Genomic DNA, 25,027 nt, shown 5'->3' with positions numbered 1-25,027 from the left:
AGGCGGCTTTGTCGACAAGGCAACCGCCGCCCGCGGGGCGGCGGTTGCCTTTCTCGTGGGCGTTTTCCGGCCCTGTCGAGTTTCTTGTGCCGTTCTCTTTCCGGCATACGGTTCGCGGCCGAACATCCCGCCCGGAACGACCTTGACGAGACGTCCGAAACTCGAAATGGTGATGCGAGGCGTGCGCACTTCCGGGGCGCAGGTGATCCGGGGTTCGGGTGCCGTACGGCCATCCCCCGTCGATCACGGCTCCGAGCACGCCTGTCTGACGATTCGGCTACTGGGGGTAGCGGTTACATGACGAAGAAGACGCGGATCCGGGTCGCGCGTGTGGCGGCCGGTGCGATGATCGCGGCCGGCGCCTCGCTGACCGCCGCGGGCGCGGCGTCGGCTTTCGAGGGCCTGACGTCGACCGAGGACGAGGGCGCCGTGATCGGCGTGAGTCTCCTGGAGGACGAGGCCTGCGAGATCGGCACCGGACCCGACTGCGACACCGACTCGGCCGGTGGTGATGACGCGACCGGTGGCGATTCCACGGGTGGTGACTCGGCCGGTGGTGACGACGCGACCGGTGGTGACTCCACGGGTGGTGACTCGGCCGGTGGTGACGACGCGACCGGTGGTGACTCCACGGGTGGTGACTCGGCCGGTGGTGACGACGCGACCGGTGGTGACTCGGCCGGTGGTGACGACGCGACCGGTGGTGACTCCACGGGTGGTGACTCGGCCGGTGGTGACGACGCGACCGGTGGTGACTCCACGGGTGGTGACACGGCCGGCGGTGACGACGCGACCGGTGGCGATTCCACGGGTGGTGACTCGGCCGGTGGTGACGACGCGACCGGTGGTGACTCCACGGGTGGTGACACGGCCGGCGGTGACGACGCGACCGACGGTGGGGTGTCGCCCCTCGACGAGACCGCGCCCGCCGGTGGCAACGAGGTCACCACGCAGGAACAGGGTTCCTCGGCTCTGACGGACACCGGCGACGACGCCCCGGCGTCCGCCACCACCGCCCAGGGCAGCGGCGAGGAACTCGCCGAGACCGGTGCGGCGGAGATGACCTTCCTGGTGATCGGCGCCGCCACGATGATCGTCGGCGGTGTCGGCTTCCGCGTCCTGCCGCGCCTGGCGACCGGACGGGGTGCGGCGGCCTGACCCCGGACGCCCGCCTCGCGGCGAGCGTGGGCGGTTCCATGACACGACAGGGAGGCCCGGAGCGATCGGCTCCGGGCCTCCCGGTGTCCGTGAGGGGACCGTCTTGCGAGGTCAGGCCGCCTGGTACGCCAAGAGCGCCAGCGCGGTCACCAGGACCGCCAGCAGAGCGGCCAAGGCGACCGGACCGAGCCCGGACAGAAAGCCCCCCTGCCGCAGCCGCTCACGGCTGGCCCGGCAGACGGGGCAGCGACCCTCGCTCACCGGCGCGGCGCAGTTCGCGCACACCAACCGGTCGTACGTCATCCGCTCGCCCTCCTCGCACCGGTGCGCCCCTCTCGGGCATTCCAACGCTCACGGGTCCGCAGGTGTTCCTTCCCCACTGTGCCGGATCCCCGGCCACTCCGCGCGGTGGGTCCCCGCGCGGAGCGAGGGAACAAACCGCGTACCCTCGCCCAAGCGTGACCGGCGACTGCGAGCGCCCGCCCGTTTCGCGTAAGGTCACGCTCGTCCACCTCCGGCGACCCGTGGTGCATACGTGATCCGATTCGACAGCGTCTCCAAGGTCTACCCCAAGCAGAACCGCCCCGCCCTGCGCGATCTCTCCCTGGAGGTCGACAAGGGGGAGTTCGTGTTCCTCGTGGGTTCCTCCGGTTCCGGGAAGTCCACCTTCCTGCGTCTGGTGCTCCGGGAGGAGCGGGCCAGCCATGGACAGGTCCACGTCCTGGGCAAGGATCTGGCCCGACTGTCCCAGTGGAAGGTGCCCCACCTGCGCCGTCAGTTGGGCACGGTCTTCCAGGACTTCCGGCTGCTGCCGAACAAGACGGTCGCCGAGAACGTCGCCTTCGCCCAGGAAGTGATCGGCAAGTCGCGCGGAGAGATCCGCAAGTCCGTGCCTCAGGTCCTCGACCTGGTCGGACTCGGCGGCAAGGAGACGCGGATGCCCGGGGAGTTGTCCGGTGGCGAACAGCAGCGCGTGGCCATCGCCCGGGCGTTCGTGAACCGCCCCAAGCTGCTCATCGCCGACGAGCCCACGGGCAATCTGGACCCGCAGACCTCCGTCGGGATCATGAAGCTGCTGGACCGGATCAACCGCACGGGCACCACGGTGATCATGGCGACGCACGACCAGAACATCGTCGACCAGATGCGCAAGCGCGTCATCGAGCTGGAGACCGGCCGTCTCGTCCGCGACCAGGTTCGCGGCGTCTACGGCTACCAGCACTGAAGACCGCCGCGGACGCCGCGAAGACGCACGGAAAGGCTTGACCAGACGCCATGCGCGCCCAGTTCGTCCTGTCGGAGATCGGTGTCGGTCTCCGACGCAACCTGACGATGACCTTCGCCGTCATCGTCTCCGTAGCGCTGTCGCTCGCCCTGTTCGGTGGGTCGCTCCTGATGAGCGAACAGGTGAACACGATGAAGGGCTACTGGTACGACAAGATCAACGTCTCGATCTACCTCTGCAACAAGAGCGACGCCGTCTCCGACCCGAACTGCGCCAAGGGGGCCGTCACCGAGGACCAGAAGCAGCGGATCCAGGCCGACCTCAAGGAGATGTCGGTCGTGGACACGGTCACCTTCGAGACGCGGGAGGAGGCCTACCGGCACTACCGGGAGCAGTCCCAGGACTCGCCGCTGGCCAGTTCCCTGACGCCCGATCAGATGCCCGAGTCCTACCGGATCAAGTTGACCGACCCGGAGAAGTACCAGGTCATCGCGAGTGCCTTCGAAGGCAGGGACGGGGTGCAGGCGGTCCAGGACCAACGGGGCATCCTGGACAACCTCTTCGAGTTGCTGGGGGTCATGAACCTCGCCGCCGGGGCGATCATGACGCTGATGCTGGTCGTCGCCCTGTTGCTGATCGTGAACACCGTGCGGGTGTCGGCGTTCAGCCGGCGGCGGGAGACCGGCATCATGCGCCTCGTGGGGGCCTCCGGGTTCTACATCCAGGCGCCCTTCATCGCCGAGGCGGCGGTGGCCGGGTTGATCGGCGGTGTGCTCGCCTGCGGATTCCTGCTCTTCGCCCAGTACTTCGTCATCGACCACGGACTGGCCCTGTCCGAGAAGCTCGCGTTGATCAACTTCGTCGGACTGGACTCCGTCCTCAAGACGCTGCCGCTCATCCTGGCGACCAGTCTCCTGATGCCCGCCCTCGCCGCATTCTTCGCCCTGCGCAAGTACCTGAGGGTCTGAGGGACCGCCCAGGGTCGCTCCCGGGCGGGATGCTCGCGGACCCGGCCGCCCGGGCTTCCGAGGGAGGGACCCCGGCCCCCGCGTGCGGCGCGGCGCGACACCCGGCCGGAGTCGCCGGTCCGAGGGGGCGCCCTCCATTCGCGGCACTACACTCGCCGCCATGTCAGGTCGCGACCTGTTCCGCCCGCCCCGCCACGTCCGTCACGGGGGCTCCCTGACACTGGCGTTCGTCGGTGTCCTCGTGGCCGGAGCCGCCACCGGATCGCCCGTGGAGGCACCGCCCGGAGCATCCTCCGACCGGCCCGGCCACGTCGCCCCCGCCCCGCACCACGCGGAGGTCGCCCGGGCGGCGGCCGAGGCGATGGCCGCCGGCGGCTCCCCGGTGGAGGCCGCCGAGCGGGCCGTCGGCCGCAGCGGCGACCGCTGGGGGGCCGTCTACTCGCGAAGCGAGTACCGGGAGCTGGCCGAGGCTCTCGACGGCCGCTACACCGGTGTCGGGATCGCCGCGCGACGGGTTCGGGGCGGCGCCGTCGAGGTGGCGCGGGTCAGGCCGGATTCGCCGGCGGCCGACGCGGGGATCGTCGCCGGAGACCGGCTGCGCGGTGTGGACGGCCGGTCGGTCGACGGGGTGCCGGTCACCGAGGTCGTCGCCCTCCTGCGCGGCGACTCGGTACGGGATCCAGCGGGCACCGAGGTGTCGATCGAACTGGAGCGCGGCACCCGCGTGTGGACCGAGACGGTGCGCCGGGCGACGGTCACCACGCGCCCGGTGACCACGCGCGATCTCGACGGCGGGGCCACCCTGGTCCGGGTGGCGTCCTTCACCCGGGGCGCGGGCGAACAGGTGCGCGCGGCGGTCCGCGCCGCGCCGGAGGAAGCCGGGATCGTCCTCGACCTGCGCGGGAACTCCGGCGGTCTGGTGGCCGAGGCAGTGGAGACGGCCTCGGTCTTCCTCGACGGCGGGCTGGTCGCCACCTACGACGTCGACGGGTCCGAGCGGGCCCTCCACGCGGAGACGGGCGGCGACACCGCCCGACCGCTGGTCGCCCTCGTCGACGGAGGCACGATGAGCGCGGCCGAACTGCTCGCCGGCGCCCTCCGGGACCGGGGCCGGGCCGTCGTCCTGGGCGCCCGCACCTTCGGCAAGGGCGCGGTGCAGATGCCGAGCACGCTGCCCGACGGCTCCACCGCCGAGCTCACGGTCGGGCACTACCGCACCCCGGCGGGCCACGGGGTGGACGGCGTCGGCCTGACCCCGGATCTGGAGACGGACACCTCCGACGAGGCGACGTTGCGCCGCGCTGAGACGGTGCTCGACGGGCTCGGTCGGGACGACCCGGCGCCCCGGCCCCGCCCGGCGGCCTGATCCGGGAGGGAAACCGCTTTCCCCCGACCCCCCGCCTGGTGCCAAAATGGGCTGCACTATGGCTAAGGAAAAAGGGCGCAAGCTGATCGCGCAGAACAAGAAGGCGCGGCACGACTACGCGATCCTCGACACCTACGAGGCGGGCCTGGTCCTGACCGGGACCGAGGTGAAGTCGCTGCGCCAGGGTCGGGCCTCGCTCGCGGACGGATTCGTCCAGCTGGACGGCCACGAGGCGTGGCTGTACAACGTGCACGTGCCCGAGTACAGCCAGGGCACCTGGACCAACCACACCGCCCGCCGGAAGCGGAAGCTGCTGCTGCACCGCGCGGAGATCGACAAGCTGGAGTCCAAGTCCCAGGAGACCGGGCACACCATCGTCCCGCTCGCCCTGTACTTCAAGGACGGTCGAGCCAAGGTCGAGATCGCGCTGGCGCGAGGGAAGAAGGAGTACGACAAGCGTCAGACCCTGCGGGAGAAGCAGGACCGGCGGGAGGCGGAGCGGGTGATCTCGGCGATCCGGCGCAAGCAGCGGGCCTGACCGGGCGGTGGACGCCGCACGGCGCGCCTCCCGGCCCGGCCGCCGGGAAAAGCGCTGGCACGTGTCGGCGTCGATCACGTACGATGTATCCGTACCGCACACGGTGCGTCGCGGCCCTCCTCGGAGGGTGTGACAAATCAACATGGGGATGATCGGTTTCGACAGCGGCTGTCGAAGCAGGGGAAGCGTGTCGAGGAAGCGGCCATGATCTCGTAAACCACAGGCCGAAAAAAATAATCGCCAACACCAAGCGCGATTCCTCCCAGCAGGCCTTCGCCCTCGCTGCCTGACGGCAGCGCGAGCGGGCCTCCTACACGGGAGTGTCAGCCCGGGCTCGTTCCCGTCCCGGATCCTGGCATCAGCTAGGGAACTCCACCTCTAGACCCGGTCACGGGGTCCAGAGGAACATCCCACAGTGACTGAGCCCGTCGGAGACTTGTCCGCGTGATCTCCGGGGCCGAGAAAATCGCAGCGGACTGCACACGGAGAAGCCCTGGTTCCGCACCGTTGGACGCGGGTTCGATTCCCGCCATCTCCACGACCCGTGTACGAGGGGCTCGGTGGCCAGTGGCCACCGGGCCCCTCGTCTTGTCTGCCCAGGCATCCCCAAGGCCGGGAATTCAGCGTGCTCGCAGGTCCTGCGAGCACATTGAGGGTTCGAAGCGAGAGCACCGGGAGCTCCTCGAGCACAAGCTGTCTTGATCGACCGCCTGTACCAACGAGCTCCGTCGTTCGGCTCGCCGGCATTCCTGGTTCGCCCGCTGAGCCGAACGAAACCGCTACTCGCAAGCGTCCGAACCGGATGCGGGAACCCGTACCTGCCGGGCGACCAACTCGACCGCCCCGCCCGGCGACTCGAACCGGCCCCGGGGATACCGGCCGTACTGCGTAGAGAACTTCACTGCGTAGAGAACTTCGGCAACACGGCGAAGCCCAGTCGCGTCGCGCCGCGCTCGCCGGACACGAGTCCCCGCTCGTCCTTCGACAGTGTCCAGTGCTCGACCGGGGCGTCCGGGTCCAAAGCGGTACGGGCCACGATTGTCGATCGGCCTCTCGGAGCCTCACCCCGCGCGGCTGTACGACCCCGGACTCACCCATACGGGCGACACCTCTGCAAGATCACCGCCGTTCACTGCTCGTGACGCGTTTCCACCGGCACCCCGACGCCTGCCGGCGAAACCCGACTCCGGTCGCTCGGGTGTGCTCGGCGTGCGCTACATTCATCCCCGGGCACGATGTGGTAGTAGGGGCGCTCGTAGACGGTGGGGGTCGTCTCGATCGGCGGATGCCCGGAGTCGAACGCGCACCCGAATCGGTCCCGTGGGGGGAAGCAGGCGCGTGAACGAACGGCAGCAGGACGCTCGGCCCGAGTGGCCATGGCCGACGGGTGGCGCGCGAGCGAACCGCGGGCGGCCGGGACCCGCATCGGACGAGCCCACCGACGTACTTCCACCGATAGCCGCCACCCATCTCATTCCGGCGACCGGCGAGGCGGCGTCCGAGGCCGTACCCAGGCAACCGGGACCGGCCGACCGCGAGGCGTTCCGCCGCGACACCTCCTCCCACGCCCACCCCTCGCCCGACGGCGGGTCGCTCCCGTTCCTGGATGCCCGGGGCGAGGTGCCCGGCGGTTCCGAGGGCGCCGGGGCCCGGACCGAACCCGGAACGGGACACACCCACGACCCGCACGAGGTGACGGTCCAACTCGACGCGGTCCAACTCGGCGACGGCTCGCTTCGCAGGGTCGACGGCGGGCCTCGCAGGGATCCCGCCCACGCCGACAGGCCGGTCTTCGTCGACACCTCGGGTCGGCGAGGTCGACGCGTTCGGCGGCTGGGGCTCGCCGTCGGCGTCGCCTCCGCGGGGTACGCCGTCGTCATGGTGGCGACCCTGCTGTCCGGCAACTCCGCCGCGCCCTGGCTGCCCGTGCCGGCGCGGCCGGGCGAAACGGCCGGACAGGTGGAGACCGACCCTCGGCCTGCGGAATCCCCCGAACCGACGGCCGCGGTCGACGAGGCCGCCCCGCGGACCCCGGCCCCCGGGGACGTCACCGCCTCGCCCGTCACCGGTGCCGAGAGCCCGGCGGCGGCCCCCGGGGTCCCGGCCGGCGTCACCGAACCCCCCACGCGCACGACCGAGACCGGCACCGTTCCCGAGCCGACCACCGCGAGCAGTGGGCCCGCGTCGGAAGGCGTCGTCGTCGCCCCCGATCCCGTCGCCCCGGAACCGGACCCCGAGCCGGACCCGGAGGTCTCGCCCCCGGCCGGCGACGACGGCGTGCCCGAGACCGACGACCCGCCCGCCCCCGCCGACGGTTCCGACGAAGGCGACGGGGACACCGACCCGGAATTGTCCGCCGGAGCCGGCGTGGCGCCCCTGGCCGCCGGACCCGCCCGCGCCGGCGGCGACGCGAACACCGGCACATCCCCCTCCTCGTCCCAGGAGTTCACCTTCTGATGGCACCCCGCAACCGCCGCCACCGGTCCGCGAAGAAGGCCGGTGGCGGCTCTTCGCGGCACCGGCTGCCCCTGCGCCTGCTGCTGCCCCTGCTCGTCCTGGGCGCCCTGATGGCGATGCTCGTGCTGCGCGGCTACGTGCACAGCGAGATCCTGGCCGACCACCGTGTCCGTCCCCCCGTCGCCGCGGACCGGGTCCCCGAGGAGATCCGGCGGGGCGGACCGGTGATCGACTCCCGAGACGGGCGCGCCGAGACCCACAGCGTCCCCGACGGCCGGCTCGTCCTCACCTTCGACGACGGACCGGACCCCGAGTGGAGCCCGAAGGTCCTCGACATCCTGAAGAAGCACGACGCCCACGCCGTCTTCTTCCTCACCGGCACCATGGCCTCCCGCCACCCGGACCTCGTCCGGCGGATGGTCGACGAGGGTCACGAGATCGGGCTCCACACCTTCAACCACCCCGACCTCTCCTTCCAGTCCCACTCCCGCATCGACTGGGAGCTGTCGCAGAACCAGATGGCCATCACCGGCGCGGCCGGCATCCGCACCTCCCTCTTCCGCCCGCCCTACTCGTCGTTCTCCCACGCCATGGACAACGAGTCGTGGCCGGTCACGGAGTACATCGGGACCCGGGGCTACATCACCGTCGTCAACGACACCGACAGCGAGGACTGGCAGCGCCCCGGAGTCGACGAGATCATCCGCCGGGCCACCCCGAAGGACGGCGCCGGAGCCATCGTCCTGATGCACGACTCGGGTGGCGACCGCAGCCAGACGGTCGAGGCGCTCGATCGGTTCATCCCCGAACTGAAGGAGCGGGGCTACGAGTTCCACAACCTCACCGAGGCGTTGGACGCCCCCGGCGCGCACACCCCGGTCACCGGAGCGGAGCTGTGGAAGGCCAAGGTGTGGGTCTTCCTGGTCGGAGCCTCCGAGCACATCACCGACGCCCTCGTGGTGGGGCTCGCGATCATCGGTGTGCTGGTCATCGGACGCTTCCTGCTGATGCTGATTCTCTCCGGCGTACACGCCCGGCGGGTGCGGGCCCGGAACTTCCGCTGGGGCCCGCCGGTCACCGAACCGGTCTCCGTCCTGGTGCCCGCGTACAACGAGGCCAAGTGCATCGAGAACACGGTGCGTTCGTTGGTCGCCGGCGAGCATCCCGTCGAGATCCTCGTCATCGACGACGGATCCACCGACGGCACGGCCCGCATCGTCGAGGCGATGGGGCTGCCCGGAGTCCGGGTGGTCCGACAGCTCAACGCGGGCAAACCGGCCGCCCTCAACCGAGGGCTGGCCAACGCCTCCCACGACATCGTCGTGATGATGGACGGCGACACCGTCTTCGAGCCGAGCACGGTCCGCGAGCTGGTGCAGCCGTTCGGTGACCCGAGCGTCGGAGCCGTCGCCGGCAACGCCAAGGTCGGCAACAAGGACTCCCTGATCGGCGCCTGGCAGCACATCGAGTACGTCATGGGCTTCAACCTCGACCGCCGGATGTACGACGTGCTGGGCTGCATGCCGACCATTCCGGGCGCGGTGGGCGCCTTCCGCCGCTCCGCCCTGGAACGCGTGGGCGGCATGAGCGAGGACACCCTCGCCGAGGACACCGACGTCACGATGGCCCTGCACCGGGACGGTTGGCGGGTGGTCTACGCGGAGAACGCCCGCGCGTGGACCGAGGCACCGGAGACCGTCCAGCAGCTGTGGTCGCAGCGCTACCGCTGGTCGTACGGCACGATGCAGGCCATCTGGAAGCATCGCGGGGCCGTCGTCGAGCGGGGCCCCTCGGGCCGCTTCGGCCGGGTCGGCCTGCCGTTCGTGTCGCTCTTCATGGTCGTGGCCCCCCTGCTCGCCCCCCTGATCGACATCTTCCTGCTGTACGGGCTGCTCTTCGGGCCGACGGAGAAGACGATCCTGGCGTGGCTGGGCGTCCTCGCGATCCAGGCGGTCTGCGCCGCGTACGCCTTCCGGTTGGACAAGGAACGCATGACCCATCTGATCTCGCTGCCCCTCCAGCAGGTCCTGTACCGCCAGTTGATGTACGTCGTGCTGTTGCAGTCCTGGATCACCGCCCTGACCGGCGGTCGGCTGCGCTGGCAGAAGCTGCGTCGCACCGGCGTCGTCGGGGCGCCCGGCGGCTCGGCGTCCCGGGGGCGCGCGGACGCCGAGGACCGGAGGCCGGTCGGATGAACGGCGGACAGCCGAGCGGCACGGGCACCACCCACGGGGCGTTCGCGGATCGGGCCCCGCGTCCCGCCGACGCCGACCCGACACCCGATCCGTCGCCCCCGGCGGGGTCGGGGACCGCGCCCGCGAGGCCCGGCCGTGACCGCTACCTGGACCTGCTCCGCTCGCTCGCCCTGGTCCGGGTGGTCGTGTACCACCTCTTCGGCTGGGCCTGGCTGACCGTGCTGTTCCCGTCCATGGGCGTGATGTTCGCGCTGGCCGGGTCCCTCATGGCCCGCTCGCTGGCCGGCCGGCCGGCGCCCGGTGTGATCAAGAGCCGGATTCGCCGTCTGCTGCCCCCCATGTGGGCCCTGAACGCGCTCGTCCTCACGCTGCTGTTCGCCGGCGGCTGGAACCCGGCGCGAGACCCGGCGGTCGGCGACTCCTGGGGCCTGCTGAGCCTGGCCAACTACCTGGTCCCGATCGGCGCGCCGCCGTTCCCCTGGCACATCGGCTCCCCGTCGGGCCTGCTGGAGGACACCTGGGCGGTGCAGGCGGCGGGGCCGCTCTGGTACCTGCGCGCCTACCTGTGGTTCGTGGTCGCCTCCCCCCTGCTGCTGTGGGCCTTTCGACGGGCGCCCTGGCCGACGCTGTTCGCCCCGCTGGGTCTCACCGCGATCGTCGGCACCGGCCTGGTTTCCATCCCGGGGGAGACCGGCAACGCGGTCACCGACTTCGCCGTCTACGGCGGTTGTTGGGTGCTGGGCTTCGCCCACCAGGAAGGGCTGTTGCGTCGGGTCCCGCGCTACGTGTCCGTCTCCGGCGCTTCCCTGATCATGGCCTTCGGTCTCTGGTGGGCGTCGGACCACCTGGGGCCCGACGGCTGGGACCTGAACGACATCCCTCTCGCGCAGGCCACCTGGTCCTTCGGCTTCGTGGTGATCCTCCTGCGGTACTCCCCGTCATGGCGGGAACTGCCGGGCCGGCTGCGGAGGTGGGACGGCCTGGTCACCCTGTCCAACAACCGCGCGGTCACCGTCTATCTGTGGCACAACCCTCTCATCATGGCCACCGTTCCGATCATCGACCTGGCCTACCGGCTGCCCGTCATGACGGACCCTCAGGCCGTCGCGGCCCTGGACGGCACCTACCAGCTGTGGATGTTCTGCCTGGTGTGGCCGTTGATCGGGCTGGCGATCCTCGCGATCGGGTGGGTCGAGGACCTGGCCGCCGGGCGTGCCCCGCGGCTCTGGCCGGACGGAAGGCGGCGCGGGCGTGGCCGGAGTCGGGGCCGAGGCGGACGCCGGACTGCGGGGGGCGGTCGAGGCCGGGGGGCCGAATCGGCGCGGTCCGCCGCGAGCGGACCGGGGGTGTCCACGAGGTCGAGCGACCGCTAGGGTCCGTGTCCGGGGCATGGCGGGCCCGTGGAAGCCCGCTTGCCCGCGGGCGGCCCCGCGCCGTCCGGCCGGCGCTCTCGGCCGCGCCCCGAGCGGACCTCCGGGCCGGGGTGCCGCGACACCAGCCCGAGCGCCCTCAGGGAGGCGAACGCCGATGTCCGTCGTCGACGCGTGGATGCAGCACCCGACTCTCCGCCACTCCGACCACGAGATGTTCGATTCCCTGCGTCGGTGGACGGGTTCGGAGCGACCGACCGAACCCTTGCCGGTAGAGGTCACCGTGGCCGCCATGGCGGAGGCCGGCGTCGAGGTGGGCCTGTCGGCCGCCTGGTACGGCCCTGGGGGACCCTTGATCGACAACGACGAGGTGGCCGACTTCGTCGCCAGGTCCGGAGGCCGGCTGCGCGGTGTGGCCGGGGTGGACCTCACCCGACCGGTGCGGGCGGTAAGGGAGTTGCGCCGAGCCGTGACGGAACTCGACTTCGTGGCACTGCGGATCGTCCCCTGGTTGTGGCAACTGCCGCCCACCGACCGGTTGTACTACCCGCTCTACACCGCTTGCGTCGAACTGGGCGTACCCTTCTGCACCCAGGTCGGGCACACCGGCCCGATGCGCCCCTCGGAGACCGGCCGCCCCATCCCCTACATCGACCAGGTCGCTTTGGACTTCCCCGAACTGGCCATCGTGTGCGGCCACATCGGGTACCCGTGGACCGCCGAAATGATCGCGGTGGCGGACAAGCACCCCAACGTGCACATCGACACCAGCGCCTACACCGTCCGGCGCTACCCCCGCGAACTGGTCGAGTACCTGCGCGGCCGAGGTCGTCGAAAGGTCCTCTTCGGCACCAACTACCCGATGATCACGCCGAGTCGGGCGCTGGAGCACCTCGACGAACTGGGCCTGGACGAGGAGACGACCGAGCTGTTCCTGTCGGGCAACGCCCGTCGGGTCTTCGGACTCTGACGGACCCCGGCGCGGGGCCGACCGTCGTCCTCTCACCGGAGGGCCCGGCGAGGTGAGAGCGACGTTCCCTCACGGTCATCGGTGGCCACGGCACCGAAACGCGGCGTCCCTAGGGTCGGTTCCCGGCCGTGTTCGAGCCTGGAGCCCGTGGAGGCGTGATGACAGCCCCGACCACCCTGCCGAGTGCCGCCCCCGCGCCCCCAGGCCGGGGAGGCCGATGGATCGAGGAATGGCACCCGGAGGACGAGGAGTTCTGGAGGGCTCGGGGCGCCCGAGTCGCCCGACGCAACCTGGTCTGCTCGGTCCTCTCCGAGCACATCGGCTTCTCGGTGTGGAGCATGTACGCGGTGCTGGCACTCTTCATGGGGCCGGAGTACGGAGTGGACGCGGCGGGCAAGTTCTTCCTCGTCGCCGTCGCCTCCCTGGTCGGCGCGGTCCTGCGGGTGCCCTACGGCCTGGCGGTCGCCCGCTTCGGCGGCCGGAACTGGACGGTGTTCAGCGCGGGACTGCTGCTGCTTCCCACCGCCGCCCTGCTGGTCGTCATGGAGCCCGGCACACCGTACGCGGTCCTTATGGCCGTGGCCGTGCTGACCGGTGTCGGCGGGGCCAACTTCGCGTCCTCCATGACCAACGTCAACGCCTTCTATCCCCAGCGACTCAAGGGCTGGGCCCTGGGGGTGAACGCCGGCGGCGGCAACATCGGCGTCGCGGTCGTGCAGGTGCTGGGCCTGGTGGTGATCGGGACCGTGGGCGCCGACCATCCGCGGGTGCTCCCGGCCCTGTACCTGCCGCTGATCGTGGTGGCGACCGTGTGGAGCGCCCGTCGCATGGACAACCTCGCCCCGGTCCGCAACGACACCGGCGCCGCCCGCGAGGCCCTGCGCGAGCCGCACACCTGGATCATGTCCCTCCTCTACGTCGGCACCTTCGGCTCGTTCATCGGATACGGGTTCGCCTTCGGCCTCGTGCTGCAGAACCAGTTCGGGCGCACCCCGCTCCAGGCCGCGTCGCTGACCTTCGTCGGCCCGCTGCTGGGCTCGCTGATCCGACCCCTGGGCGGAGCGCTCGCCGACCGGCTGGGCGGGGCCCGGGTCACCCTGGTCACGTTCGGGCTGATGGGCGGCGCGGCGGGGGTGGTGGTCGTCGCCTCCGTGCGCCAGTCCCTGCCTCTGTTCATCAGCGCCTTCGTGGCGCTGTTCGTCCTCACCGGAGTCGGAAACGGGTCGACGTACAAGATGATCCCCGGCATCTTCCGCGCCCGTGCGGCCGAGCGGGGCCTGAGCGGGGAAGCCGCCGCCGAGCGTGCACGCCGGCTATCCGGAGCCGCCATGGCACTGATCGGGGCGGTAGGCGCGCTGGGCGGACTCGGCATCAACCTGGCGCTGCGCCAGTCCTTCCTCACCGTGGGCAGCGCCACCGGCGCGTTCGTCGCCTTCCTGGGCTACTACGCCCTGTGCTCCTTGGTGACCTGGGCGGTGTACCTTCGTCCGCGCCCCGGCCGAGCCGCCTCCCACACCGCCCCCGGTCCGTCGCCCGAACCCGATCCGGCGGGACGGCGGGCCGGTGGGTAACGGCACCGACATCCCGACGAACCCGTCCCGTCACGGGCCGCCGGCAGGCTGGCCCGGCGGCTGGCGGGACGGCGCGCCACCGTGTGCCACACGGGCGAGGAGCGACCGGATCGAGGCGAGAGAGCCGGCATGGAAGAACGAGGAACGCGGGCGGGACCGGGGCCACTGGCCGGGTTCACGGTGGGGGTGACGGCCGCTCGACGCGCCGACGAGTTGACGGCGCTCCTCCGACGCCAGGGGGCGGCCGTCGTCCGCGGGCCCGCGCTGCGGATCGTGCCGCTCGCCGACGACGGCGAACTGCTCGCCGCGACGAGAGGGATCGTCGATCGGCGGCCCGACGTGGTGGTGGCCACCACCGCCATCGGCTTCCGCGGCTGGGTGGAGGCCGCCGACGGCTGGGGACTCGGCGAATCGCTCCGGGAGAGGCTGGGAGACGCGGAGTTGCTGGCCCGAGGCCCGAAGGTGAGGGGAGCGGTGCGGGCCGCAGGGCTCGCCGAGGAGTGGTCGCCGACCTCCGAGTCCCTGGCCGAGGTCCTGGACCGATTGCTGGCGCGGGGCGTCGCCGGGCGGCGGATCGCCGTGCAGCTCCACGGAGAGCCGCTGCCCGGCTTCGTCCGGGCGTTGCGGGAGGGCGGGGCCGAGGTCGTCGGCGTCCCCGTCTACCGCTGGTCGCCCCCCGAGGACACCGGCCCGGTCGACCGGCTGCTGGACGCGGCCGTCTCACGAGGCCTGGACGCGCTGACCTTCACCAGCGCGCCCGCCGCGGCCTCCCTGCTGGCCCGGGCGGAGCGCCGGGGTCTGCTGCCCGACCTGCTGGGCGCGCTCGGAGGTGACCTGCTCGCGGCCTGCGTGGGCCCGGTGACCGCGCTGCCGCTGCGGGAGCGCGGCGTCGACACCGTCCGGCCCGAGCGGTTCCGACTCGGCCCGCTCGTCCGGCTGCTCTGCGCGGAACTCCCCGCCAGGGCGCGCCCGCTGACGGTCGCGGGCCGGCGGGTGGAGGTCCGGGGGCACGCGGTGTTGGTGGACGGTGTGCTCCGGCCCGTGCCACCCGCCGGGATGGCGCTGTTGCGCGCGCTCGTGCGCCGGCCGGGTCGGGTGGTGGCACGCGCGGACCTGTTGCGTGAGCTGCCGGGCGCGGGTCGGGACGAGCACGCGGTGGAGACGGCGGTGGCCCGGCTGCGTGCCGCTCTCGGGGCGCCCGAGGTGATCCGCACCGTGGTGAAGCGTGGCTACCGCCTGGATCTGGACCCGGTGGCCGGGAGTCGGGACGACGTCGCGCGGACCCCGCCCGGCGGGTGACACCCGGGCTGTCGGGGCGGGCGGGGGAAGGAGCGGCGGGAGCCGCCGAGCCGCCGGACGGGAGAAACCGAGGACACGACGCCCGGAGAGGGGCGGGCGCGCGGGTCGTCCGTTCCGCGTCGTCGACTCCCCGCCCGCCGGGGGACGTCCGTCCGATCCAAGGGGTTCCCGCGTCCCCGGGCACCGGGCACTGTGGGGGGAGAGGGCTCCTTCCTCCCATGAATCCTCCTCGCCCCACAGGGGCCCAAGGCGGTGACAGGCAGATGGCACCGGGCTCGGTAGTCTCCGCGGACGCGTCGCGCTTGGACACCGGCCGCGTCTGCCTGGACCTGATGGCCACCGCGCATCCGAGGGAGCGCCTCCGCTCGGCGAGGGCGCTGCGTGCCTGGATCATCGGACGCGGCCTGGTGCCCGCCGGGACCGACCTGAGCCACGTGGACGCCTCCTGGCCGGCCGCCTTCCGTGAACTGCGCGCACACACCGCGCGGCTGCTCGTGACCCGCCCGGCTCCCGACCCGGCGTACGACCGGGCGCTCGCCCATGTCAACGCCCTGGCTCGGGCCAACCCCCCGGTGCTGCGCGCGGTCCCCGGAGGAGAGGGCGCACTGATCCGGGAGTCGGGCGAGACGCCGGGTCTCGCCGCGATGTTGGCGGTGCCGGCGCGCGACGCGGTGGACCTGTTCACCGACCCCGCCGCGCGGGCCGCTCTGCGCCGGTGTCAGGGCGTCGGTTGCCGGATCGTCTATCTCGACACCTCCCGGGGGCGGCGCCGTCGCTGGTGCCGCAGCGAGACCTGCGGCAACCGCGAACGCGTCGCCCGACACCGGCGACGCTCCGCCGGTGGCACCGGCGACCGCGGCGAAGCGGACCTCGGGGCGGCGACGTCGGACCGGAGCGTGTGACGTCGGCTACACCCACCTGGGCGACGGCCTTCCCGCGAGGGTGGCCCATGCCCCGTCGACCACCCGGAAAAACACGGGACTTGGCGGAAATCCGGGGAGACATGTGACCCCATGTCCCGCTTGTCGCCGCGCTCGCGGAAAACTCGCGACTCCCTTTGAACAGCTCCCGCCCCGGGTCCGTACCGGATGGGCGAGCGACCGACTCGGGGGAACCCCCGGACATCGGAGGTGGGCGTGCGCAAGGATTCCGTCGTGGCCAAGGAAAGTGGAACGAGGGCCCGACATCGCATGTCCTCACAGCCCTCGGAACCGGACGAGGAGTTGATGCGTGCGCTGTACCGGGAACACGCCGGCCCATTGCTGGCCTACGTGCTGCGGCTGGTCGCGGGGGACCGTCAGCGCGCAGAGGACGTGGTGCAGGAAACGCTCATCCGTGCCTGGAAGAACGCCGGTCAGCTCAATCGGGCGACCGGTTCGGTACGCCCCTGGCTGGTGACGGTCGCCCGGCGCATCGTCATCGACGGCCACCGCAGCCGGCAGGCCCGGCCGCAGGAGGTCGATCCGTCGCCGCTGGAGGTCATCCCCGCGGAGGACGAGATAGACAAGGCGCTGTGGCTGATGACGCTGTCTGACGCGCTCGACGACCTGACTCCGGCTCACCGGGAGGTCCTCGTCGAGACATATTTCAAAGGGCGTACCGTCAAAGAGGCGGCGCAAACACTGGGCATACCCAGCGGAACGGTCCGCTCACGGGTGTTCTACGCCTTGCGTTCGATGAAGCTGGCACTGGAGGAGCGGGGGGTGACGGCCTGATGGGCGAGCACGGGGGACTTCCTGGATTCGGTGCGGGCGGCATGGGTAACTCTGGTCCCATGGGCCCCATACAGGGATCGACAGTTCCGAACGAACACGAGACGGTCGGCGCCTACGCGTTGGGAATTCTCGACGACGTCGAGGCGTCCGCCTTCGAGACGCATCTCGCCGGCTGCGAATGGTGCGCTCAGCAGTTGGACGAGTTGGCCGGCATGGAACCGATGCTGGCCGCCCTCGCCGACCTCCCCGGTTCCGGTACACCGGCCGTCGGCGAGTCGCTGTCGGCCCGACCCGGCCCCCGACTCGCGGAGAAGCTGGTCGACGAGGTCGCCGAGCGTCGGGCCCGCAAGCGGCGCCGCAACCTCTACCTGGTCGGCACGGCCGCCGCGCTGATCATCGGGGGCCCGTTCGCCGCGGTGGCGACGACCGGCGGCGCAGCCGACGGCGAGGTCGTCAACCGGCCGACCTCCGCCGCGCCGGAGGCCGCACCGGCCGCCTCCGCCTTCGCCGCGCTCCCCGACCGCTTCAGCGCGACCGACCCCGAGACCGAGGTCACCGCGACCGTGGCGGTGGAGGAGAAGGACTGGGGCACCCACATGGTGCTGGAGCTGAAGAACGTCAAGGGGCCGGAGAAGTGCACCCTGATCGTCGTCGGTGACGACGGCGAGCGGGAGGCGGTGACGAACTGGTCGGTCCCCGAGTGGGGCTACGGCATCCCGGGGGCGGCGGAGGGGCGTGGCGCGGAGCCGCTCTACGTCCACGGCGGATCCGCGTTCGCGCCGGACCGGATCGACCACTTCGAGGTGGTCGACGGAGACGGGGACGTCTTCGTGGAGGTCGACGCGTGAGACCCTCCCCGGCCTCCGGGCCGGGGATTCCCGCCCGCTCCCGCCGGATGGGTCGGTGCCTCGGGCGGGTTCCCGCTTCGCCGCGCGGTGCGGGCACGGGTGCCCGTCCCACCCGCGCTCGGCAGGCCGACACCGCCGGTCCGGCGCTTCACCACCGGGCCGAGGTCCGGTGCGCCGCGAACAGGACTCGGTGGCGGGGCCGTGGCCTCGCGCGCCCCTTTCGCGTACGGTTGACGGCTGCCCAGCACGTCAGAAGGGGGCCCGGGTGGCCGCGCAGGCGCAACACGACTCGGCGGCGGAGCCGGTCCAGGACTCCGTACGCGACCGAGAGATCCGCGGGGAACAGGAGCACCTGGACCGGGTCTATCGTCGCCTGGAAGAGAAGATCCACGAGGCCGAGTTCCTGATGGACGACGCGGCCCGGCGCGGGCAGGTCGGAACGCCCGGGGCGCTGGCCGAGCGGGACGCCCAGGTCTTCCGGGCCGGCGTCCACCTCCATCGGTTGAACAGCGAGTTCGAGGACTTCCTCTTCGGCCGGGTCGACCTCCTGGAAGGCGCGGACGGTGCCAAGGGCCCCGACGGCGCCTACACGGCTGTCGAGCCCGCGCCGGGGGTGGTGCGATCGGACGGCACGGCCGACATCGCCGAGACCCTTCACATCGGTCGGATCGGCGTCCTCGACGCCGAGTACGCGCCACTGGTCATCGACTGGCGGGCGCCGGCAGCCGCCCCCTTCTACCGGTCGACCCCGGTCGACCCCGGCCGCGTCGTCCGGCGCCGGGTGATCCGCTCCAGGGGCCGGCGGGTGCTCGGCGTCGAGGACGATCTGATGCGCCCGGAGCTGACGGCCCTGCTCGACGGCCGGGAGCTTCCCGTCGTCGGGGACGGCGCGCTGATGGCCGCCCTCGGCCGGGCCCGTTCGCACAGCATGCGGGACATCGTCGCCTCCATCCAGGCCGAGCAGGACCTGGTGATCCGTGCCCCGGCGGCCTCGGTGACCCAGGTGGAGGGCGGCCCGGGCACCGGCAAGACCGCGGTCGCCCTGCACCGCGCCGCCTACCTGCTCTACCAGGATCGGCGCCGCTACGCCGGGGGCATCCTGATCGTCTCCCCGACGCCTTTGCTGGTCGCCTACACCGAGGGCGTGCTGCCGTCGCTCGGCGAGGAGGGACAGGTCGCCATCCGTGCCCTGGGGTCGCTGGTGGACGGTACCGAGGCCACGCTCCACGACACACCCGCCACGGCCCGCGCCAAGGGCTCCGCCCGGATGTCCAAGGTCCTGCGCCGGGCCGCCCGGGGCACTCTGGAGCTGAACGACGCGTCGGCGTCGTTGCGCGTGGTCGCCTTCGGTCGACGGCTGGAGCTGGGGAGCGAGGAGCTGGCGGAGATCCGTCGCGCCGCTCTCGGCGGCACGGCACCGGTCAACCTCCTGCGCCCCCGGGCCCGACGGTTGCTGCTGGACGCCCTGTGGGCCCGCTCGGGTGCCGAGGCGAGGCACACCGATCCCGCGTTCGCCGCCGAACTGCGCGCCTCCTTCGACGAGGACGTGGTCGAGGAGGACTCCTTCGTCGCCTTTCTCGACGCCTGGTGGCCCGAGCTGACGCCCGCGGGAGTCCTGGCGGCCATGGCCGACGAGCGGCGCCTGGCCCGCTGGGCCCGCCGGGTGCTGACGCCCGGCGAGGCCCGGCGGGTCGCCCGCTCCCTGGCCCGCGACGGCCACTCGGTCCACGACGTCGCCCTCCTGGACGAGCTGCACTCGCTCCTCGGTGCTCCGGCCCGCCCCCGACGCCGGCGGGAGTCCGAGGAACAGGAAGAACTCACCGGGGTGCGGGAACTGATGCCGAGGACCGAGGAGACCGGCCGGGAGCGGGCCGAGCGCCTTGCCCGGGAGCGGACCGAGTACGCGCACGTCATCGTCGACGAGGCACAGGACCTGACGCCGATGCAGTGGCGGATGGTGGGCCGCCGAGGCCGACACGCCACCTGGACGGTGGTCGGGGACCCGGCCCAGTCCTCCTGGTCCGACCCGGAGGAGGCGTCCCTGGCGCGCGACGAGGCCCTGGGGACCCGCCCCCGCCGCCTCTTCCGACTGACGGTGAACTACCGCAATCCGGCGGAGATCGCCGAGCTGGCCTCCCGGGTGCTCGCCCTGGCCATGCCCGGCTCCGAGCCCCCCTCGGCGGTGCGTTCCACCGGCGTCGCGCCGAGGTTCGTCGCCGTCGAAAACTCGCTCGGCGGCACGGTCCGCGCCGAGGCGGAGCGCCTGCTCGGCCTGGTCGAGGGGACCGTCGGCGTCGTGGTCGCCATGGACCGCAGACGGGAGGCCGGCACGTGGCTCGCGGGGGCGGGCGACCGGGTGGTGGCCCTCGGCAGCCTGGAGGCGAAGGGACTGGAGTACGACGCCACGGTCGTCGTCTCGCCGGCCGAGATCGCGGACGAGTCCCCGGCCGGCCTGCGTGTGCTCTACGTCGCCCTGACCCGGGCCACCCAGCGGCTGACGGTCGTGTCCGGCGCACGGGACGATCCCGACCGCGCGGGGGTGCCGGACCTGCTGCGCGACTGACGGGGCGATGAAGAGGCCCGCGCCGGGGTGCTCGGCGCGGGCCTCTGGGCGCTCACGCGCCGGGATTCCAGCGGCACCGACCCGCCATGCTCGCCTCGCGGCAAGTGGTCGCTCGAAGCGACGAAGGTTGGGCCCGGGGGCTTGGATCGAGCCGGTGCCGCCTCCACGGTAACAAACCGACGGCCGGTGTCCAGGCCCGCTGGGCGAGCCGCCTCGGTGCCCCGCCGTCGGGGCACCACGCGGGGGAGGAGTGCGTGTTCTCGCGGGGCGGGCACCCGGTGTTTCCCGGCCCCCGCGCCTCCGAAACGTGCGCAACATCACGCGACTACCGTGTACTCGTCGGTAGGTGCGACGATCGGACGGCACAACAAGCTCTACGGTGGATAGAAGAGGAAGTCGGTCATGGCAACGGCGCCCAGCGTCTCCTACTCGATGACGGTCCGGCTGGAGGTGCCAGCGAGCGGGACCGCCGTCTCGCAGCTCACCAACGTCGTGGAGTCCTCCGGCGGCTCGGTGACGGGCCTCGACGTCACCGCTTCCGGCCACGAGAAGCTCCGCATCGACGTCACGGTGGCCGCCAGCTCCACCACCCACGCCGACGAGATCGTCGAGAAGCTGCGCGGCATCGAAGGAGTCAGCCTCGGCAAGGTCTCCGACCGCACCTTCCTCATGCACCTGGGCGGCAAGATCGAGATGGCGTCCAAGCACCCGATCCGCAACCGCGACGACCTCTCGATGGTCTACACGCCGGGCGTGGCCCGCGTCTGCATGGCCATCGCGGAGAACCCCGAGGACGCCCGCAGGCTCACCGTCAAGCGGAACGCCGTCGCCGTGGTCACCGACGGCTCCGCGGTCCTCGGCCTGGGCAACATCGGCCCGCAGGCCGCCCTTCCCGTCATGGAGGGCAAGGCGGCCCTGTTCAAGCGGTTCGCCGGCATCGACGCCTGGCCGATCTGCCTCGACACCCAGGACACGGACGCGATCGTCGAGATCGTCAAGGCCATCGCGCCGGGCTTCGCCGGGATCAACCTGGAGGACATCTCCGCTCCGCGCTGCTTCGAGATCGAGGCCCGGCTGCGCGAGGCGCTGGACATCCCCGTCTTCCACGACGACCAGCACGGCACCGCGATCGTCGTCCTCGCGGCCCTCACCAACGCCCTGCGCGTGGTCGGCAAGGGCATCGAGGGGGTCCGCGTGGTGATGTCCGGGGCCGGCGCCGCCGGCACCGCCATCCTCCGACTGTTGGTCGCCGCCGGGGTGAAGAACGCCGTCGTCGCCGACATCCACGGCGTGGTGCACGCCGGTCGCGCCGACCTGGTGGACGCGGCCCCGGGCTCGGCGCTCCGCTGGATCGCCGACAACACCAACCCCGAGGGCCTCACCGGCACCCTCAAGGAGGCGGTGCGCGGTGCCGACGTCTTCATCGGCGTCTCGGCCCCCAACGTCCTCGACGGCGACGACGTGGCGGCCATGGCCGACGGAGCCGTCGTCTTCGCGCTCGCCAACCCCGACCCCGAGATCGACCCGGCCGTCGCCCGCCGGACGGCGGCGGTCGTCGCCACCGGGCGCTCCGACTTCCCCAACCAGATCAACAACGTGTTGGTCTTCCCGGGTGTCTTCCGGGGCCTGCTGGACGCCCAGTCCCACACCGTCACCACGGAGATGATGCTGGCCGCCGCACAGGCCCTGGCCGACGTGGTCACCGAGGACGAGCTGAACCCGAACTACATCGTCCCGAGCGTCTTCAACGACAAGGTCGCCGGAGCCGTCGCGGGCGCGGTGCGGGACGCGGCCAAGGAGGCCGTGGCCGGGACCTGACCCGACCCGGCCCTCCCCCGCCCGGGGCCCGGCCCCGGGCGGCGCCGGGCCGCCGCTGTGAGGAGTACCACGGCCGTCGCCCCGGCGCGTCGCGGAACCGGCGTGAGCGGGGCGCCCTCTAGTGTGGCGGCCAGGCTCAGGCCCCCGCGATCGTGTGAATCCCCTGGGTGTTCTCACGACTCCCCGGGGGTACCGGATTGGCTTTAGCGCCGTGGGTGCGGGCAGGATGCCTCCCTGGGCGCGGGGGTTCGGTGACGGACCCGGGTCCGGGACTCACCAGGGACCCTGGCAGCATCGGCTTGGCCGTGCCCATCCTGCGGCCGGGCCGCGTGGCACGCCGCAACGGCAAGAAGAACACGGGAGTAACAACATGAACCGCAGTGAGCTGGTGGCCGCGCTGGCCGACCGCGCCGAGGTGACCCGCAAGGACGCCGACGCCGTGCTGGCCGCGTTCGCCGACGTCGTCGGCGACATCGTCGCCAAGGGGGACGAGAAGGTCACCATCCCCGGCTTCCTCACCTTCGAGCGCACCCACCGGGCGGCCCGCACCGCCCGTAACCCCCAGACCGGTGAGCCCATCCAGATCCCCGCCGGCTACGGCGTGAAGGTCTCCGCCGGCTCCAAGCTCAAGGAAGCCGCCAAGGGCAAGTGATCCCGTCGTCCCCGCGCCACGCGAGGGCGGTCGACGGGGAACGCTGAGCGCGCCGGGGGCGGCCACCTCGACGAGGTGACCGCCCCCTCGCGCGTGCCCCGACCCGGGCGGCGCGGGCCGATCGTCAGCCCAGCGCCTTGCCGGGCAGTTCCGCCTTCGCGCCCAGGTCCACCAGCTTGTCCTGGAAGTTCTCGTAGCCTCGGTTGATCAGCTCGATGCCGTGCACTCGCGAGGTGCCCTGTGCGGCGAGCGCGGCGATGAGGTAGGAGAAGCCACCCCGTAGATCGGGGATGACGAGGTCGGCGCCCTGAAGCTTGGTGGGTCCGGACACGACCGCCGAGTGGAGGAAGTTCCGCTGGCCGAAACGGCAGTCGGAACCTCCCAGACACTCCCGGTAGAGCTGAATGTGCGCGCCCATCTGGTTCAGCGCCGAGGTGAATCCCAGGCGCGACTCGTACACCGTCTCGTGGACGATGGACAAGCCCGTGGCCTGCGTCAGCGCCACCACCAGGGGCTGCTGCCAGTCGGTCTGGAATCCGGGGTGCACGTCGGTCTCCAGGGCGATCGACTTCAACTGGCCGCCCGGGTGCCAGAACCGGATGCCGTCGTCCTCGATCTCGAAGGCGCCGCCGACCTTCCGGTAGGTGTTCAAGAAGGTCATCATGGAGCGCTGCTGCGCGCCCCGGACGTAGATGTTGCCCTCGGTCGCCAGCGCCGCGGAGGCCCAGGAGGCCGCCTCCAGGCGATCCGACAGCGCGCGGTGGTTGTAGCCGCCGAGCCGGTCCACGCCGGTCACCCGGATCGTGCGGTCGGTGTCCATCGCGATGATCGCGCCCATCTTCTGCAATACGCAGATCAGGTCCTCGATCTCCGGCTCGACGGCCGCGTTGGACAGCTCCGTCACGCCTTCCGCCAGCACGGCGGTCAACAGCACCTGCTCGGTGGCGCCCACCGAGGGATAGGGCAGGCGGATCTTGGTGCCGCGCAGGCGCTGCGGAGCCTCCAGGTACTGGCCGTCCGCCCGCTTCTCGATCGTCGCGCCGAACTGCCGCAGCACGTCGAAGTGGAAGTCGATGGGCCGGCCCCCGATGTCGCAGCCGCCCAGGCCCGGGATGAAGGCGTGGCCCAGACGGTGCAGCAACGGGCCGCAGAAGAGGATCGGGATCCGGCTGGAGCCCGCGTGGGCGTCGATGTCCGCGACGTTGGCACTCTCCACGTACGTCGGGTCGAGCACCAGTTCGCCCGGTTCCTCCCCGGGGCGGACCGTCACCCCGTGCAACTGGAGCAGGCCGCGGACGACCCTGACGTCCCGGATGTCCGGCACATTGCGCAGCCGGCTCGGCGCGCTGCCCAACAACGCGGCCACCATGGCCTTCGGGACCAGGTTCTTCGCGCCGCGGACCCGGATCTCGCCTTCCAGGGGGGTCCCGCCGTGGACCAGCATTACGTCGTCAGCGCCGTTGACGGTCATGGATCTCGCGTTCCGTGGAAGGGGCAGGGGTCAAGGGCACAGCGTAATCGCCCGGCGCCCCCGGCTCCCACGCCCGCGCTCGGGCGGGCACGTCATGGCTCTGTCACAACACGGGTGGTGCGACCCTCGGCACCCGGTGTCACGGCACCCGGGGCGGGCGTGTCCGGAGCACGTCGCGACGGCCGGCTTCACTCCGGTGCCGCGCATCCCCTCCCCACGGAGGGCGACGATGCGGGATCATGTCCCCCATGACCGAGGTGTCCATGTCCTCGCTCGCCGGGCGGCTGCTCGTGGCCACACCCGCCCTGGCGGACCCGAACTTCGACCGCGCGGTGGTGCTCGTGCTCGACCACGACGACGAGGGCTCGCTCGGCGTCGTGCTCAACCGGCCAACGCCGGTCGGGGTAGACACCATCCTGGAGGGCTGGTCGGCCCTGACCGGCGAGCCCGGTGTCGTCTTCCAGGGCGGGCCCGTGTCGCTCGACTCCGCGCTCGGCGTCGCGGTGGTGCCCGGGGGCGGTGCCGACGGGGGCGAGCCCCCGGGGTGGCGCCGGGTGCGCGGCGCCATCGGTCTGGTGGACCTGGAGGCCCCGCCCGAGCTGCTGGCGTCCGCCGTGGGGTCGCTGCGGATCTTCGCGGGGTACGCGGGGTGGGGGCCGGGCCAGCTGGAGGGCGAGTTGACGGACGGCGCCTGGTACGTCGTGGAGTCCGAACCGGGCGACGTCTCCTCCCCGGCGCCCGAGCGGCTCTGGCGCGAGGTGCTCCGTCGGCAACGCGGAGAACTGGCGATGGTGGCCACCTACCCCGACGACCCGTCGCTCAACTGAAGCACCGGGCCTTCAG

General features: G+C 72.0%; 21 protein-coding genes and 1 other RNA gene. 19 read left to right on the top strand and 3 right to left on the bottom strand.

Annotation, left to right across the window (positions count from 1 at the left end; genetic code table 11):
- Nucleotides 1–297: 297 nt before the first annotated feature.
- The gene (locus tag JEK78_RS07400) at nucleotides 298–1,158 is read left to right on the top strand and encodes a hypothetical protein (RefSeq protein ID WP_200263308.1); all 861 of its coding nucleotides are present in this window, start codon (nucleotides 298–300) and stop codon (nucleotides 1,156–1,158) included.
- A gap of 111 nt (nucleotides 1,159–1,269) precedes the next feature.
- On the opposite strand, the gene JEK78_RS07395 is transcribed toward JEK78_RS07400, so the two are convergent.
- Nucleotides 1,270–1,461, bottom strand: coding sequence for a hypothetical protein (locus tag JEK78_RS07395; protein WP_200263307.1), 192 nt, complete (start codon nucleotides 1,459–1,461; stop codon nucleotides 1,270–1,272).
- Nucleotides 1,462–1,693: 232 nt separating this feature from the next.
- Between JEK78_RS07395 and ftsE the strand changes: the two genes are divergently transcribed.
- The 5 genes from ftsE to ssrA all read left to right on the top strand — a co-directional run bounded on the left by ftsE (nucleotide 1,694) and on the right by ssrA (nucleotide 5,796).
- Complete coding sequence (gene ftsE / locus JEK78_RS07390; RefSeq protein WP_200263306.1) at nucleotides 1,694–2,383, top strand: cell division ATP-binding protein FtsE; 690 nt, start codon at nucleotides 1,694–1,696, stop codon at nucleotides 2,381–2,383.
- Nucleotides 2,384–2,433: 50 nt separating this feature from the next.
- Nucleotides 2,434–3,351, top strand: coding sequence for a permease-like cell division protein FtsX (ftsX, locus tag JEK78_RS07385; protein WP_200263305.1), 918 nt, complete (start codon nucleotides 2,434–2,436; stop codon nucleotides 3,349–3,351).
- A gap of 160 nt (nucleotides 3,352–3,511) precedes the next feature.
- Nucleotides 3,512–4,717 (top strand): S41 family peptidase, encoded by a 1,206-nt coding sequence (locus tag JEK78_RS07380; protein ID WP_200263304.1) that lies wholly within the window; start codon nucleotides 3,512–3,514, stop codon nucleotides 4,715–4,717.
- Nucleotides 4,718–4,775: 58 nt separating this feature from the next.
- Entirely contained in the window at nucleotides 4,776–5,255 is a 480-nt protein-coding gene (smpB, locus tag JEK78_RS07375; protein ID WP_200263303.1) for an SsrA-binding protein SmpB, read from the top strand.
- Nucleotides 5,256–5,399: 144 nt separating this feature from the next.
- Nucleotides 5,400–5,796, top strand: a transfer-messenger RNA (tmRNA) gene (gene ssrA, locus JEK78_RS07370).
- Nucleotides 5,797–6,153: 357 nt separating this feature from the next.
- Here the strand turns inward: ssrA and JEK78_RS07365 are convergent.
- A complete protein-coding gene (locus tag JEK78_RS07365; protein ID WP_200263302.1) occupies nucleotides 6,154–6,291 on the bottom strand; it encodes a hypothetical protein in 138 nt (45 codons plus the stop codon).
- Nucleotides 6,292–6,593: 302 nt separating this feature from the next.
- Here JEK78_RS07365 and JEK78_RS07360 point away from each other — a divergent pair, with 302 nt between their 5' ends.
- The 12 genes from JEK78_RS07360 (at nucleotide 6,594) to JEK78_RS07305 (ending at nucleotide 22,713) form a co-directional block, all read left to right on the top strand.
- A complete protein-coding gene (locus tag JEK78_RS07360; RefSeq protein ID WP_200263301.1) occupies nucleotides 6,594–7,712 on the top strand; it encodes a hypothetical protein in 1,119 nt (372 codons plus the stop codon).
- On the top strand, nucleotides 7,712–9,907 hold the full coding sequence (locus tag JEK78_RS07355; protein ID WP_200263300.1) for a glycosyltransferase: 2,196 nt from the start codon (nucleotides 7,712–7,714) through the stop codon (nucleotides 9,905–9,907). Before JEK78_RS07360 ends, JEK78_RS07355 begins: the two co-directional genes overlap by 1 nt.
- On the top strand, nucleotides 9,904–11,280 hold the full coding sequence (locus JEK78_RS07350; RefSeq protein WP_200263299.1) for an acyltransferase: 1,377 nt from the start codon (nucleotides 9,904–9,906) through the stop codon (nucleotides 11,278–11,280). Before JEK78_RS07355 ends, JEK78_RS07350 begins: the two co-directional genes overlap by 4 nt.
- Nucleotides 11,281–11,434: 154 nt before the next feature.
- Nucleotides 11,435–12,247 carry an amidohydrolase family protein gene (locus tag JEK78_RS07345; protein ID WP_200263298.1) on the top strand — a complete coding sequence of 271 codons (813 nt, stop codon included), beginning with the start codon at nucleotides 11,435–11,437 and terminating at the stop codon, nucleotides 12,245–12,247.
- Between the two features lie 158 nt (nucleotides 12,248–12,405).
- Nucleotides 12,406–13,818, top strand: a complete 1,413-nt coding sequence (locus tag JEK78_RS07340; protein ID WP_200263297.1) for a nitrate/nitrite transporter — start codon at nucleotides 12,406–12,408, stop codon at nucleotides 13,816–13,818.
- 129 nt (nucleotides 13,819–13,947) lie between these two features.
- Complete coding sequence (locus JEK78_RS07335) at nucleotides 13,948–15,117, top strand: uroporphyrinogen-III synthase (protein WP_200263296.1); 1,170 nt, start codon at nucleotides 13,948–13,950, stop codon at nucleotides 15,115–15,117.
- Between the two features lie 263 nt (nucleotides 15,118–15,380).
- The gene (locus JEK78_RS07330) at nucleotides 15,381–16,019 is read left to right on the top strand and encodes an ABATE domain-containing protein (RefSeq protein ID WP_200263295.1); all 639 of its coding nucleotides are present in this window, start codon (nucleotides 15,381–15,383) and stop codon (nucleotides 16,017–16,019) included.
- A 288-nt stretch (nucleotides 16,020–16,307) separates the two neighbouring features.
- Complete coding sequence (locus tag JEK78_RS07325) at nucleotides 16,308–16,832, top strand: sigma-70 family RNA polymerase sigma factor (RefSeq protein ID WP_200264033.1); 525 nt, start codon at nucleotides 16,308–16,310, stop codon at nucleotides 16,830–16,832.
- A 59-nt stretch (nucleotides 16,833–16,891) separates the two neighbouring features.
- Nucleotides 16,892–17,680 carry a zf-HC2 domain-containing protein gene (locus tag JEK78_RS07320; protein WP_277953065.1) on the top strand — a complete coding sequence of 263 codons (789 nt, stop codon included), beginning with the start codon at nucleotides 16,892–16,894 and terminating at the stop codon, nucleotides 17,678–17,680.
- Between the two features lie 265 nt (nucleotides 17,681–17,945).
- Complete coding sequence (locus tag JEK78_RS07315) at nucleotides 17,946–20,243, top strand: UvrD-helicase domain-containing protein (protein ID WP_200263294.1); 2,298 nt, start codon at nucleotides 17,946–17,948, stop codon at nucleotides 20,241–20,243.
- Between the two features lie 402 nt (nucleotides 20,244–20,645).
- The gene (locus JEK78_RS07310) at nucleotides 20,646–22,061 is read left to right on the top strand and encodes an NAD-dependent malic enzyme (protein WP_200263293.1); all 1,416 of its coding nucleotides are present in this window, start codon (nucleotides 20,646–20,648) and stop codon (nucleotides 22,059–22,061) included.
- 370 nt (nucleotides 22,062–22,431) lie between these two features.
- Nucleotides 22,432–22,713, top strand: coding sequence for an HU family DNA-binding protein (locus JEK78_RS07305; protein ID WP_200263292.1), 282 nt, complete (start codon nucleotides 22,432–22,434; stop codon nucleotides 22,711–22,713).
- A 124-nt stretch (nucleotides 22,714–22,837) separates the two neighbouring features.
- Here JEK78_RS07305 and murA read toward each other — a convergent pair whose 3' ends face one another.
- On the bottom strand, nucleotides 22,838–24,184 hold the full coding sequence (murA, locus tag JEK78_RS07300) for a UDP-N-acetylglucosamine 1-carboxyvinyltransferase (protein ID WP_200263291.1): 1,347 nt from the start codon (nucleotides 24,182–24,184) through the stop codon (nucleotides 22,838–22,840).
- A gap of 248 nt (nucleotides 24,185–24,432) precedes the next feature.
- On the opposite strand from murA, the gene JEK78_RS07295 reads away from it, so the two are divergent.
- A complete protein-coding gene (locus JEK78_RS07295; protein ID WP_200263290.1) occupies nucleotides 24,433–25,011 on the top strand; it encodes a YqgE/AlgH family protein in 579 nt (192 codons plus the stop codon).
- The last annotated feature ends 16 nt before the right edge of the window (nucleotides 25,012–25,027 follow it).

The organism is Streptomyces sp. HSG2, from assembly GCF_016598575.1.
Lineage (GTDB): Bacteria > Actinomycetota > Actinomycetes > Streptomycetales > Streptomycetaceae > Streptomyces.
Note: the sequence above shows the minus strand (reverse complement) of the source record. Positions and strands in the feature narration are given on the sequence as shown.